Here is a 12,631-nt window from a genome sequence, read left to right as displayed (position 1 = left end):
TTTTCCATTTAATCTCTAAATTTCACCTTAAACTGATGAAATAGCTGGAGTTTTTCCAGTTAATTGGGTTTGAGGGGGTCTGAGAGGGCCAAATGATGCTACTTAACACCCAAGCCTGCCACAATTCTCACATTCAATTCAGCAGCATTACTCTCGAGCCTTCAACTACCAACTAACCTATTTCCATTCCCATCAACTACACCTCAACCCACAAGCTCCCTTATAGCCAATATTTTCTCTCTTTCTACCTCGACTAAACATTCGGAAGTTGTCCTGGGGTTTTTCCAGTTAATTGGGTTTGAGAGGTCTGAGAGGCCCAAATAATGCTACTTAACACCCAAGCCTGCCACATCTCTCATACTCAGCAGCAATATTCTCCAGCCTTCACCTCACCAACTAACCTATTTCCATTCCCATCAACAGCACCTCAACCCACAAGCTCCCTTATAGTAGCCAATATTTTCTCTCTTTCTTCCTACACTCAGCATTTGGAAGTTGTTCTAGAGTTTTTCCAGTTAATTGGGTTTGCGGGATTTGTGCCTTCTCGCCTGTCGAGTTGAAGGCAGACAATCTCAGGCAGCTAGCCGCCTTCCGATAGCCCAATTCAAAGCTCCAATCCCGTCCCCTGTTTGAATCTTTTAATCACCATTTGTGTGTTCACACGTACAACGCCGTTCAGCTTGTAGATGTTCTTATAGAGGAATTCCTCCAGCGCAGCATCATCCTTCAATAAGGCATGCATATGTAAGGAACTGGTTCCCGTCATTTGGTAGATCGACACCACATTCGGGTCCGCCGAAAGTGTGTTTCCAACTTCCTCCGCGTAGCGCGGCTCCACTTCCACTTCGAAGAAAGCACTAACTACCTTTCCTAGCTTCGTTGCATTCAAGCGAATCGTAAAATTCTCGATAATTTCATTATCGATAAGGTTTTCAACGCGCTTTTGAATCGCGACTCGCGATAGATTCAAAATCTCACCGATTTTCGCATAGGACATTCTGCTGTTCTCATGCAGCAACTTAATAATTTCTTGATCGACTGGGTCGAGATCGTGCAAATCTAACATGAACATCACTCCGATTCATAATCTAAAAATATATATAATTGATCAGTTTCCCTTGCGTTTTTAGAAAATCGTAACTAATATCACCTCAATTATAACTATTGTTAATAGTATATCACTAAAATTTTGAATAAACGCAACTAATTTCCTGATATACATTTACAACTGGTGTTGACGATTTTCAAGAGTGTACATATAATCGTGTTAATTAATATAACATGAATTAAACCACTCAATAAGAAAATATCACTTAATATAACATATGGAGGTGTCGCATGACCAAAAAACTCATCTACAACGGAACCGTCCTGACGATGAATGCTACGAACCAAATGTTCAAGCCAGGCTATGTGTACATGGAACATGATGTCATCTGTGAAGTTGGCGAATGGAAGTCAGATGGCAGTTTAGATCATCTTCTCACAGAGGCCTCCTATCGTTACAACGCTGAGGGAAAAGTGGTTATTCCTGGCATTGTGAATGGCCACACGCATCTGTTTCAAACATTCATGCGAGGTGTATCGGATCACTCCCCTTTGGCACAGTGGCTGAAAGAGATTATTTGGCCGATGAGTCTCGCAATGGAACCAGAAGATTTCTATTTAGCCGCATTGATCGGGTGTATTGAGAATCTGAAATCAGGCGCTACCTATATGATGGATCATCATTACATCCACACGTACCCAGAGAATGATGCCAGTGTGCTAAGGGCGATGGTGGATTCGGGGATTCGTGGACATTTGGCACGAGGAGGCTCCGACCTTGCAGGGGAAGATCGCTTGCGGGAGACAGGTGAGCAGATTTTCAACGCCACGGATCAATTGCTTGATCAATGGGAAGGCGCAGGAAATGGCCGCATCCGAATAGCACTAGGACCACTCAATTTATATGGTTGTTCCCGAGAATATCTCGAACAAGCAGCCGTGTTCAGTCGAGATCGCAAACTTATTTCTCATGTACATGTCGCAGAAACGAGTGAACAAATCGACACAACGATGGCGCGATACGGCCTTAGAAATTTGGAACTGCTAAATGAAGTAGGCTTACTCGGCGATCAAACACAGGTTGTCCATGGTGTTTGGCTGGATGATGGGGAACTCGAGCTCATCAAAGCTAAGCAAGCCTCGGTCATCCATTGTCCCGTTTCCAATATGTACCTAGCTTCTGGCGTTGCTCGGGTACCTGAGATGTTGCGGATGGGCATCAATGTTGCGCTAGGAACAGATGGCCCTGGCAGCAACAACTGCCAAGATAATCTAGAAGTGCTAAAGTTTACGGCCTGTTTGCACAAGGTGAATGAGTTGGATGCCACATTGCTGCCCCCGATGGATGTGCTTAGAATGGCAACAGTGAATGGCGCAAAGGCTGTTGGCCGAAGCCAAGATCTAGGCAGCCTCGAACCAGGGAAGAAAGCAGATCTAGTGACAGTTGATATGATGAAAGCCCATATAAGTCCCGTGCATCGCGCTTCTTCAGCTCTTGTCTATAATGCGAACGGCAACGACGTCGATTTGGTGATGGTAGGCGGGCAAGTTGTTGTGGAGCATGGGAAGAGCACATGGATTGATGAGCAGGAAATTTTGAAAAGAGCACAAGCCAGAGTTGACGTACTTAGAAGCAAGTTAGCGGGGCAGTATCCTATTTTCGCGAATCAGATATAGGTTCAATATGAGGAGGATGAATTCTATGGCATTACAACGTCTACATGATCCCGTTCTTGAAAATGATTGGCATGCGGTGTACCTTGCATCTGAGCTGAAAGATCAGCCGGTTGGTGTCATCATTTTAGGAGAAAGAGTAGCCCTCTACCGCTCTAGCCGAGGCGTTCACGCCATGCAAGATCTCTGCGTCCATCGTGGAGCCATGTTATCCAAAGGGTGGGTCAAGGATGATGTGCTTGTCTGTCCGTATCATGGCTGGCAGTACGACTCCTCGGGACAGTGTGTTTGTATTCCTGCACAACCCAAAGGAGAGAAAATTCCGCTTCGTGCGAAGGCCGTGACGTACGCCTGTGAAGAGAAATATGGCTTCATCTGGGTATGTATTGGTGAACCAGCAGCCCCAATCCCGCATTTTGAAGAGTTTGCGAATCCAGAGTACCATCCACTTCCTTGTGGACCCTATAAGGTTGCTGCGGCAGGGACGCGTGTCATTGAAAATTTCACAGACTTCGCTCACTTAATGTTCGTTCATCAGGATTTACTGGGTCACCCAGATTACGCCGAGCTTCCTGATTTTCAGGTTGTAAAAGAAGAGGATCGCATCTATATCGAGAATATTCCGATTTTCCAGCCTATTGCACATTCGGGTTCGGATAAAAGTGAGGGTACCACTTATGTCTATATGAAGGAAGTGTATCGGCCGTTGTCTGCTAGGCTATCGAAGGCGGATCCAAGTAATGGTCAAACGTTATGGATTATGCTCACCGTACTGCCTGTAGCTGCTGAAGAATGTGTTGTCTTCATGATGGTTTCACGGAACTATGCGTACGACGTTGATGACGCGAACTTTATTAAATTCCAAGATATCGTGTTTGAGCAGGATGCTAGAGTCATTGAGACGCAGAAGCCGGAGTTGCTGCCATTAGATCTGCAAGTTGAGCTGAATCATAAGGTAGATCGCTTCTCCATAGCATATCGTCGTTGGCTAAGAGAATTAGGTGTGGTAGTTGGGACGATATAGTTCGGATCTTAATGTTCGGTTTTTATCAATAATATTCACTTTACAATAATCATACAGTTGGAAAAGTAATGAAAAGCCGTACTTTTATTGTGTGAAAATACAAAACGTCAGTATATTCGTTGACGGAGACAAGCCGTGAAACGTATATTTGACTCAAGGTTAAACAAGATTTGTAGACATAGAAAACCAAATATGGAGGGGAAGTTAACTATGAAACGATTTCAACGTACTCTTGCACTTGCAACAAAACGCCCAGCTGCTGTATCCCTAAGTTTAGTGATGATTTCTAGTTTGTTAGCCGCATGTGGAAGTTCAAGTACTCCCGTTTCCTCGTCAGCGCCAACAGCAGCACCAACCACGGCAGCGGCGGCCTCTCCTGCAGCATCAGCGGCACCAGCCGCCAAACCGATTGTTCCAGCAACGGTGGTGTTGAACTGGTTCGCGGAGCCTGAGCATGGTGGGAACTTCGCAGCATTGTCGAAAGGCTACTACAAGGATGCAGGCTTTGATATGACATTGATGCCTGGTGGTCCTTCTGTATCCTCGACACAGATTGTAGCTTCTGGTAAAGCCCAATTCGGAATGGCGAACGGTGATGATATTTTGGTAGCCAGACAAGAAGGAATACCTGTTGTAGCGATTGCAACCTCAATGCAAAAGAGTCCACAAGCTTTGTTTTATCATAAAGATTCCGGTGTGAAAGATTTCGGTGATTTAAATACTCATAAAGTGTACGTTGCATCCACAGCGAGCTTCTGGCAATTTATCAAAAACAAATACAAATTAACGAACGCACAAGAAATGAAATATACAGGTCAATTAGTGAACTTTGTGAGTGACAAAACGGCGCTAACGCAAGGATACGTGACCTCAGAGCCATTCACGATGGATCAACAAAAGGTCGAATACGGTACGCTGCTCGTTGCCGATTCGGGTTATAAAATTTATGCAGGCGTATACTTCACGACAGAGAAGATGATTGCGGAGCATCCGGATCAAGTCAAAGCCTTCGTTGAAGCGACGGTGAAGGGCTGGGATTATTACAAAGATCATTCCGATGAGATCAATCCAAGCATTCAAACGAAGAACCCGGATATGGGCCTCGACATGATGAAATACAGCGCAGCGAAAGAGATGGACTTTGTATTCGGTGGCGATGCAGCGACCAAAGGCACGGGCATCATGACCAAAGAGAGATGGGAAGAAGTGCAGAAGCAATTAGTTGAAGTAGGCGTACTGAAGACTGCTGAGAATATTGATAAAGTGTTCACGACACAATTCTTGCCTAAGAAATAAACAAAACTTCGGGAGGTGGCGGCATTGGCTTCTAACAACAACATCGATCTATGTAACGTCAGATTGCCATTATTAAATGAAGGGGAATTGTATCGTCTCTCGATTCGCGATGGGAATTGGACGCATATTCGCATACAAGAAGCAGATGCCGCTGCCCCCATTTCAATCTCGCTCGAGTCATGGAATTCGGATCAACATGTAGAAACGTCCAGCCTCACAACACTTGATCTTGAAGGTAAAATGTTGCTTCCAGGCTTTGTGGATTCGCACATGCATCTCGACAAAGCGTTTTCCTTAACCACCGTGGAGAATATCAGCGGTACGTTGGAAGAGGCAGTTCGCAATTACTCGGCGGCATCGCCTACGTTCTCGAAAGAAGAAATCAAAGCGAGAATGATGCGATCGGCGCTGCAGGCTCTGTCTTTTGGGACTACGCATATTCGCACGCATCTGGATTTTAATCTACGATTTTCACGTGACATCGCTTTGCGTACCATTGAAGCCGCATTGGAAGCCAAAGAGGCATTAGCGCCGTATATGACTTTGCAGCTTTTCCCGATGTGTCCCTACAATTTCATGTCGCTGGATAATGAAGCCATTGAGGAAGCCTTACGCATGGGCGTGGATGGCATCGGTGGTGCACCGCATTTATCCCTAACACCGAAGGAAGATATTGATTTTATTTTCAAAATGGCAGAGAAATACGATGTTCCGATTGATCTACATTGTGACGAAACCGATAATCCGCAGATGCGAACTGTTGAATATGTAGCAGAGCGCACGAAAGAAACAGGCTACGAGGGCAGAGTGACCGTTGATCACTTGTGTGCATTAGCCTCGATGACCGATGAGGATGCAGGCAGCATCATTGACAAGATGGCAGAGGCCAAACTAAAGGCAGTTTCATTGCCAGCAGTTAACCTGTATTTGCAAGGCAGACATGATTCATTTCCTGTGAGAAGAGGCGTCACTCGCTTAAAGCAAATTCATGAGAGAGGCATTCCAATCGCAGTTGCATCGGACAATATTCATGATCCTTTTCACCCTTTCGGGCGAGGGGATTTACTTCAAATAGCACTGATCTCTTCCTATGCTGCGCATATGGGCAGACCCGCAGATCTACGCACATTGCTGCGGATGATCACGGAAGCCCCCGCAAAGGTTCTTGGACTTTCTGCCTATGGGATTACAGAAGGTTATCCAGCCAATTTCGTCATTGTAGATGGCAGTTCAACCGAAGAAATCTTTACCATGCTCCCTGAACGCAGGTGGGTGTACAGCCAAGGACGCTTCGTCAGATCCCCTGGCACGAAAGCTGCGTGGAACAACAATACCTTAGCCCAGTTCTGGCAAAAGGCAAGTGAAGCTGTATCGTTCCAAAAGCCCGAATTCGCGAAGGGGTGAACCGTCAAGATGGCTAATCTGTTGGTCATTTATTACAGTGCCTTTGGCCACGTGTATCAGATGGCACAAGCCGTTGCAGATGGTGCCAGCCAATCAGGTGCGCATCCTGTACGAATTGTGCGTATACCCGAAATGGCTGCAAATGTGAATCGTGTGATCACACCTGATAAAGACAGACGCCCTGCGATGCAGGAGAAGACATCAAGCGCCACTACGTTATCTAAGCAATTTCGTCTAACGGATCGTTATCAGAAGTATGAAGCAACACTAGCGCTGCAACAAGAAATTCCAATCGCGACAAATGATGATTTGCGTTGGGCTGATGGTATCCTATGGGGTTTCCCGACGTATTACGGCTCGATGCCGGCGCAAGTTAAATTGTTCCTTGAGATGGCTGGTGAGCTTTGCATCGAGGGTGCCCTTGAAGGCAAGCCGACCGGCATATTTAATAGTACAGCGTCCATCCATACGGGACATGAAGCAGCCATATTAACCGCAATGGTCCCCTTGTTTCATTTTGGTATGATTTTCGTGGGATTGCCTTATTCGGAAAATCCAGAGTACCTAACGGCTGATGCAATCGGCTGCTCGCCTTATGGGGCTTCCACTTTAGCTGGGCCGGATAGTTCACTTTCGCCAGATCCTAGAGAGCTGCTGATGGCAGCGCGATTAGGTGAGCGAGTGGCGGACATTGCGGCTGCCATCAAGCAGTTTCAAACCAAGAAAGCATAAGGCATGCATCATTTAAAATTGGAAAGCAGAAAGAACCCCTCTTTGACGAGCTTGGTTCTTTTTTCGCAAATAGATGATCAATCTTAAAGGAGGTGCTCAGCATGACATTCAATCGCTATCAAGGGAAAGCCTGGGATCAGTGCTTCTTCCCGAGCCTTAGTAAACTTCAGGTGGCTGAGATTCCCAAAGAAAATGCATTAATCGTGCTTCCAGTCGGAGCTGTTGAGCAGCACGGTCCACATATGCCGGTGTTTACCGACACATTAATCTCGGAAGTGCTGTTGACTGAAGCTTTCGAGCAGCTTCCTGATGACGCGAATATATGGCTACTGCCAGCCATCCCCTACGGAAAGAGCACAGAGCATCTAGGTCATGCAGGAACCATCACCTTATCGGCAACAACGTTAATGGCTGTTGTGATGGATATTGCCAAAAGCCTTCGGCGAAGCGGCTTTGAGAAGCTCGTTCTCGTTAACTCGCATGGCGGGAATACCGATCTGTTGAACATGATGGGCAGAGAAATTCGCATCGAAACGGGTTTAGCGGTGTTTCGCTTAGATCCAGGCGGGCTTGGCGGTGCTGATGAATGGATAACACCGCTGGAGAAACAGTCGGGCATTCATGCGGGTGATATGGAAACATCCATCGTTATGGCGGCAATGCCGCATTGGGTGAACATGGATGTAGCGCCAACGGAGTACCCGAATTACCCGGAATCCCGTTATTTGGCACTTCGGAATCGCGCCTTCGCTTGGGTGATGGATGATCTCTCTCATACCGGCGTATCCGGAGATGCCACGGCAGCAACAATGGCCAAAGGTGAGGCGATGACGGAAAAGTATGGGACTTATATCGCAGAGGCGTTGCTCGCATTCCAAGACTTCGATATGCAATCGCTCAAAATCAGCAAGTAGATCTGATCAACCATAAACACGTATAGGAGATGACAACCATGTCGAAAAATTCTTCTCTGATGGATACAGCTAGCCGACAAACCGCAGGTTCTACTTTCGTGAGTATGACGAATCTCTCCAAGACCTACCCGAACGGAACGATTGCCTTGCAGGATGTCAACCTGACCATTCAAGAAGGTGAATTCTTATGCTTTGTAGGCCCATCGGGGTGCGGGAAATCGACGATATTCAAAATCATTACAGGTTTATCCAAACCAAGCAAAGGCTCGTTGGATGTGTTTGGAACAACACCGAAGGAAGCGCGCAAGCAAAGTGACATCGCTTTTGTGTTTCAAGACCATACGCTCTTACCGTGGTCGACGGTTGAAGCGAATGTGAAGCTTCCGCTGGAATTACGCGGAGTGGATAAGAAGACCCAACAACAAGAAGCGGAGCGAGTGCTTGAACTTGTTGGATTGAAGGATTACATGAAAGTACTGCCTCGGCAGCTTTCTGGTGGTATGAAAATGCGCGTATCCATCGCGCGTGCGCTCATTTCGAGGCCGAAGCTACTGCTGATGGATGAGCCATTCGGTGCGTTGGACGAAATTACGCGCCAAACCTTGCAAATGGAGCTGCTCAATATTTGGCAGCAGGATAAATCGATGACCGTGCTGTTCGTGACACATAATGTGTTCGAATCGGTGTTCTTATCAACAAGTGTCGTTGTTATGACACCGCGACCTGGTAAAATCTCAGCACGTATTGATATTCCAGTTCCTTTTCCAAGGGATGAAACGTATCGAACAACAACGCAATTCAGCGATTTAGTGCGCATTGTGAATGACGCTTTGGACCATTAAGACGAGAGGGTGAAGACAGCATGTCCACAGAAGCGGAAGTTACCTGGGTTCATCAGATCGAAGAGCAGCTAGGGGAAGAAATCGTATCCATCGATCAAGCAACAAGAGATAAGCTTTCCAAGGATTATTACTGGTACTCTCCTGTACTTAATCGTAGGCTGGAGGGAATCGCATCGGCTGATGTCGTCGTGCTGCCCCGTAATGAAGACGAAGTGGCCAAGGCTTTGGCTTTTGGATATAGCCATGGTATTCCCGTGACGGTACGTGGAGCTGGGACTGGAAACTACGGTCAAGCCGTTCCCTTACAGAAAGGGATCGTCCTAGATCTAAGCCGCATGGATGAAATCCTCGAGATTGGATCTGGCTATGCTCGCCTTCAATGCGGTGTTCGTCTAGGTGTTATGGATAAGAAGGCACGTGAAGTTGGCCAAGAAATTCGCATATACCCTAGTACGTATGTGAAAGCGACGGTTGGAGGCTTCGTGAGCGGTGGTTCTGGCGGAATTGGTTCGATCACACATGGCAATCTATGGGATGGCAACGTCCATGAGGCCGTGATCTATACGATGGAAGCAATACCTCAGCGCATCGTTGTTACAGGTCCTGAATTGTTTAACTATATCCATAATTACGGGACTACGGGGATTTTGACAGAGGTCACCATCCCACTTTCACCGCGTACCGAGTGGACACAAGCCATTGCGCAATTCCCTACTTTTGAGCAGGCGATGCAGTTTGGTGAGGCTCTCGCTCGTGAAGAAGCGATTCCGAAGCGTCTCATTGCACCGATGGAATGGCCGATTCCTTCCTATTTTGTACCCTTTAGCAAAGTAATTATGCCAGAAATGGCTGCTGTTATGTTGGAATTTGCGGAAGAAACGCTGCAGTTAGTAGATGTGCTTGCGAAGCAATTTGGAGGACATATCGGTCATGTGATCGAGGCCGAAAACTACCGTAAAACGATAGGTGTATCCGACTTTACATGGAACCATACGACTTTGTGGGCGATGAAGACAGACGCTTCGATGACATATCTGCAAGCAGGGTTTAAGGTGGATAGCTACTTAGAACAAATAAAGCAAATCAAATCGAAGTACAGCGACGAAGTCTATCTGCATGTCGAATGGGTGCGCAGTGGCGGAGCGGTGACGCCTACAGCCCTCCCTGTTGTAAGGTTTACAACGGAAGAACGCTTATATGAAATCATCGACTTTTTCGAATCTATTGGTGTCAAAATATTTGATCCCCATACCTGGGTGCTCGACCAAGGTGGTCGAGGCGAAGTGGGCAGTATGGAACGCAAGAAGCGGGAGAATGATCCGAAGGGGCTTCTCAATCCTGGCAAAATCATTTGTAAGTCATAAAGAAGGGGGATGTGTGCAATGGCTGTCGATTCGAAGTACCTACAAATACTACCTGATGAAATATTTCCCGCTCGTGAACGTGCAGCTTGGATGATTCGCATGGAGGAGGGCGTGTCATTTAGTCGCCGTTTGTTGATGCTGCTCAAACAGTTGCTGCCGCCTTTCGTTGCGTTCGTAGTCTTTATTGGCGGATGGGAGCTAATCGCAGCCTTGACGCATGCGCCAGTCTACCTCGTTCCTAAACCTTCGGATATTGTTAAAGCTGCCATCGAGAATAGGAGCGGTCTGTGGGTATCCGTGCGAACGACAACTTTCGAAGCCGTTCTTGGATTTATTCTCAGTATTATCCTAGGCATAGCGGGGGCAATTCTGCTTGCCAGCTCGAAATGGATTGAGAAAAGCGTGTATCCTTACGCTATCATCCTACAAACAATTCCAATTGTTGCGATCGCACCTTTGATCGTGATCTGGTTCGATGCAGGCATGAATGCGATCGTGATCATTACGTTCCTAATCGGGTTCTTCCCGATGTTGTCCAATACCTTAATCGGGCTCAATTCGACAGATCAAAATATGAGCAATCTATTCTATTTGTATAATGCCAATGGCTTTCAAACGATGTGGAAACTTCGTATTCCAGCCGCGCTTCCTTATATTGTGGCGGGTTTGAAAATTTCTTGTACCTTGTCTGTTGTCGGTGCTATTGTCGGTGAATACATTGCCGGAATTGGCGGGGGGCAAGGTGGATTAGGCTATGCCATCACGTACGCAGCTGCACGATTGAAGACGCCATACTTGTTCGCATGCGGGTTATCCGCTTCTGCGCTGGGGATTGTTTTCTTCCTAATGGTGAATGCCTTTGCCAAGTGGCTCCTAAGCTCCTGGCACGAGTCTGAAATGAAGCGTGATAATTAATCGCGTAGCTCTAGATATGAGGTGATTAACTTGCTTGATATGGTCTATCGTCAAGTGCGTTTACTCGGTGATCACGAGTTCCAAGGACCCATAGATATCGGTGTGGCCAAGGGTAAAATTGTTGCGATGGGTGAAGTTGCCGATCACGGCGAGCGAGAGGTTGATGGGACGGGGCACTTGCTGCTGCCGCCTTTCGTGGAGTCGCACATTCACCTAGATACGGTGTTAACTGCGGGGGAACCTGCTTGGAATGCGAGTGGTACACTGTTCGAAGGGATTGATCTTTGGCAGAAACGAAAGCAGTCACTCACGTATGATGACGTCATGGTGCGCGCGGAGAAGGTGCTTCGGATGCAAATCTCATCGGGAGTCCTTCATGTCCGGTCGATGGTGGATATATCAGATCCAAGCCTGACCGCATTAAGAGCAATACTCGCGCTTCGTGAGCGTGTGAAGCCTTACATGCATGTGCAGGTTATCGCCTTTCCGCAGGAGGGGATTCGTGCCTGTCCAGATAACGAACGACGGCTCGAGCTAGCCTTGGAGCTTGGTGCCGACGGCATAAGTGCAGTCCCGCATCTGGAGCCTACGCGATCAGAAGGAGAAGCATCCTTGGAAATCTGCTTCCGGATTGCGGAAAAGCATGGGTGCTTCGTTCATGTATTCTGTGATGAAATGGATGATCCACATTCCACATTCATAGAAAACGTTGCTCATTTAGCCCTTCGTTCGGGCTTACGAGAACGAGTAACTGCCGCACATGTGAATGCGACAGCTTACTATAGTGAAGCTTATTTTCGGAAAATATTAGGCCTCGTGGCTAGATCCGGCATTCATATCGTATGCTGTCCGCTGATCAATAGTGCCATGCAAGGGCGATTCGACAGCAGTCCCAAAGGTCGTGGTATTGCTCGCATCAAGGAGATGTGGCAAGCCGGTATTAATGTAAGCATTGCTCATGATGATATTCGGACGCCATTCTATCCGTTAGGAACGGGAAATATGCTGCAAGCAGCTCATATGGCTGCACATCTTGCTCATATGACGGGGCGCGAAGAACTAGCTGAACTCGTTCGGATGATTACCCTGCGAGCCGCCCGGACGTTACAGATTAAGGATTACGGTATTGGATTAGGTCTACCTGCTAGTTTCATCATGCTTCCGGGTGAGACGGAAATGGATCTTATTCGCGGGCAGTCTCCATGTCGTAATGTCGTTAGCCAGGGTCAACTCATTACCGAAACATTACCAGCCAAAACGTTTTGGTTCACAGATAATTAAGGAGCGCTCGCCTGTTGAAATGAGGCGAGCGTTTCATTTTGTTTGTAGAATGTTTACTTTGCTAAGAAGGAAAGCACATAACCCCGTCGAATTCATTTAATGTAAAATACTTACAGTCATTTGGGGGAAGGTGAATGC

11 protein-coding genes are annotated in these 12,631 nt (G+C 47.0%); 10 read left to right on the top strand and 1 reads right to left on the bottom strand.

Annotated features, from left to right (window positions below):
• Window positions 1-604 precede the first annotated feature (604 nt).
• Window positions 605-1,066: an Lrp/AsnC family transcriptional regulator gene (locus GC096_RS37015; RefSeq protein ID WP_171638062.1), complete on the bottom strand. Its 462-nt coding sequence runs from the start codon at window positions 1,064-1,066 to the stop codon at window positions 605-607.
• Between the two features lie 272 nt (window positions 1,067-1,338).
• On the opposite strand from GC096_RS37015, the gene GC096_RS37010 reads away from it, so the two are divergent.
• The 10 genes from GC096_RS37010 to GC096_RS36965 all read left to right on the top strand — a co-directional run bounded on the left by GC096_RS37010 (window position 1,339) and on the right by GC096_RS36965 (window position 12,493).
• Window positions 1,339-2,724 carry an amidohydrolase family protein gene (locus tag GC096_RS37010; protein WP_171638060.1) on the top strand — a complete coding sequence of 462 codons (1,386 nt, stop codon included), beginning with the start codon at window positions 1,339-1,341 and terminating at the stop codon, window positions 2,722-2,724.
• Between the two features lie 25 nt (window positions 2,725-2,749).
• Entirely contained in the window at window positions 2,750-3,745 is a 996-nt protein-coding gene (locus GC096_RS37005) for an aromatic ring-hydroxylating dioxygenase subunit alpha (RefSeq protein WP_246303256.1), read from the top strand.
• A gap of 210 nt (window positions 3,746-3,955) precedes the next feature.
• The gene (locus tag GC096_RS37000; RefSeq protein ID WP_171638056.1) at window positions 3,956-5,041 is read left to right on the top strand and encodes an ABC transporter substrate-binding protein; all 1,086 of its coding nucleotides are present in this window, start codon (window positions 3,956-3,958) and stop codon (window positions 5,039-5,041) included.
• Between the two features lie 24 nt (window positions 5,042-5,065).
• Window positions 5,066-6,445 carry an amidohydrolase family protein gene (locus GC096_RS36995; protein WP_171638054.1) on the top strand — a complete coding sequence of 460 codons (1,380 nt, stop codon included), beginning with the start codon at window positions 5,066-5,068 and terminating at the stop codon, window positions 6,443-6,445.
• Between the two features lie 9 nt (window positions 6,446-6,454).
• On the top strand, window positions 6,455-7,177 hold the full coding sequence (locus GC096_RS36990; RefSeq protein WP_171638052.1) for an NAD(P)H-dependent oxidoreductase: 723 nt from the start codon (window positions 6,455-6,457) through the stop codon (window positions 7,175-7,177).
• Window positions 7,178-7,278: 101 nt separating this feature from the next.
• Window positions 7,279-8,091, top strand: coding sequence for a creatininase family protein (locus tag GC096_RS36985; RefSeq protein ID WP_171638050.1), 813 nt, complete (start codon window positions 7,279-7,281; stop codon window positions 8,089-8,091).
• 59 nt (window positions 8,092-8,150) lie between these two features.
• Window positions 8,151-8,933: an ABC transporter ATP-binding protein gene (locus GC096_RS36980; RefSeq protein WP_216626380.1), complete on the top strand. Its 783-nt coding sequence runs from the start codon at window positions 8,151-8,153 to the stop codon at window positions 8,931-8,933.
• Between the two features lie 20 nt (window positions 8,934-8,953).
• Window positions 8,954-10,297: an FAD-binding oxidoreductase gene (locus GC096_RS36975; RefSeq protein ID WP_171638046.1), complete on the top strand. Its 1,344-nt coding sequence runs from the start codon at window positions 8,954-8,956 to the stop codon at window positions 10,295-10,297.
• A 99-nt stretch (window positions 10,298-10,396) separates the two neighbouring features.
• Window positions 10,397-11,212 (top strand): ABC transporter permease, encoded by an 816-nt coding sequence (locus GC096_RS36970; RefSeq protein WP_246303266.1) that lies wholly within the window; start codon window positions 10,397-10,399, stop codon window positions 11,210-11,212.
• Between the two features lie 39 nt (window positions 11,213-11,251).
• The gene (locus GC096_RS36965; RefSeq protein WP_171638092.1) at window positions 11,252-12,493 is read left to right on the top strand and encodes an amidohydrolase family protein; all 1,242 of its coding nucleotides are present in this window, start codon (window positions 11,252-11,254) and stop codon (window positions 12,491-12,493) included.
• Window positions 12,494-12,631 lie beyond the last annotated feature (138 nt).

Origin of the sequence: Paenibacillus plantarum (assembly GCF_013141695.1) — a bacterium.
Lineage (GTDB): Bacteria > Bacillota > Bacilli > Paenibacillales > NBRC-103111 > Paenibacillus_E > Paenibacillus_E plantarum.
The sequence above is the reverse complement of the archived record's forward strand: the minus strand, read 5'-3'. Positions and strand labels throughout refer to the sequence as shown.

Coding starts and splice junctions, on each gene's coding strand:
- GC096_RS37015 (WP_171638062.1), bottom strand. CDS start 1,066: ATGTTAGATTTGCACGATCTCGACCCAGTCGATCAAGAAATTATTAAG.
- GC096_RS36970 (WP_246303266.1), top strand. CDS start 10,397: ATGGAGGAGGGCGTGTCATTTAGTCGCCGTTTGTTGATGCTGCTCAAA.
- GC096_RS36985 (WP_171638050.1), top strand. CDS start 7,279: ATGACATTCAATCGCTATCAAGGGAAAGCCTGGGATCAGTGCTTCTTC.
- GC096_RS37010 (WP_171638060.1), top strand. CDS start 1,339: ATGACCAAAAAACTCATCTACAACGGAACCGTCCTGACGATGAATGCT.
- GC096_RS37000 (WP_171638056.1), top strand. CDS start 3,956: ATGAAACGATTTCAACGTACTCTTGCACTTGCAACAAAACGCCCAGCT.
- GC096_RS37005 (WP_246303256.1), top strand. CDS start 2,750: ATGGCATTACAACGTCTACATGATCCCGTTCTTGAAAATGATTGGCAT.
- GC096_RS36990 (WP_171638052.1), top strand. CDS start 6,455: ATGGCTAATCTGTTGGTCATTTATTACAGTGCCTTTGGCCACGTGTAT.
- GC096_RS36965 (WP_171638092.1), top strand. CDS start 11,252: ATGGTCTATCGTCAAGTGCGTTTACTCGGTGATCACGAGTTCCAAGGA.
- GC096_RS36980 (WP_216626380.1), top strand. CDS start 8,151: ATGGATACAGCTAGCCGACAAACCGCAGGTTCTACTTTCGTGAGTATG.
- GC096_RS36975 (WP_171638046.1), top strand. CDS start 8,954: ATGTCCACAGAAGCGGAAGTTACCTGGGTTCATCAGATCGAAGAGCAG.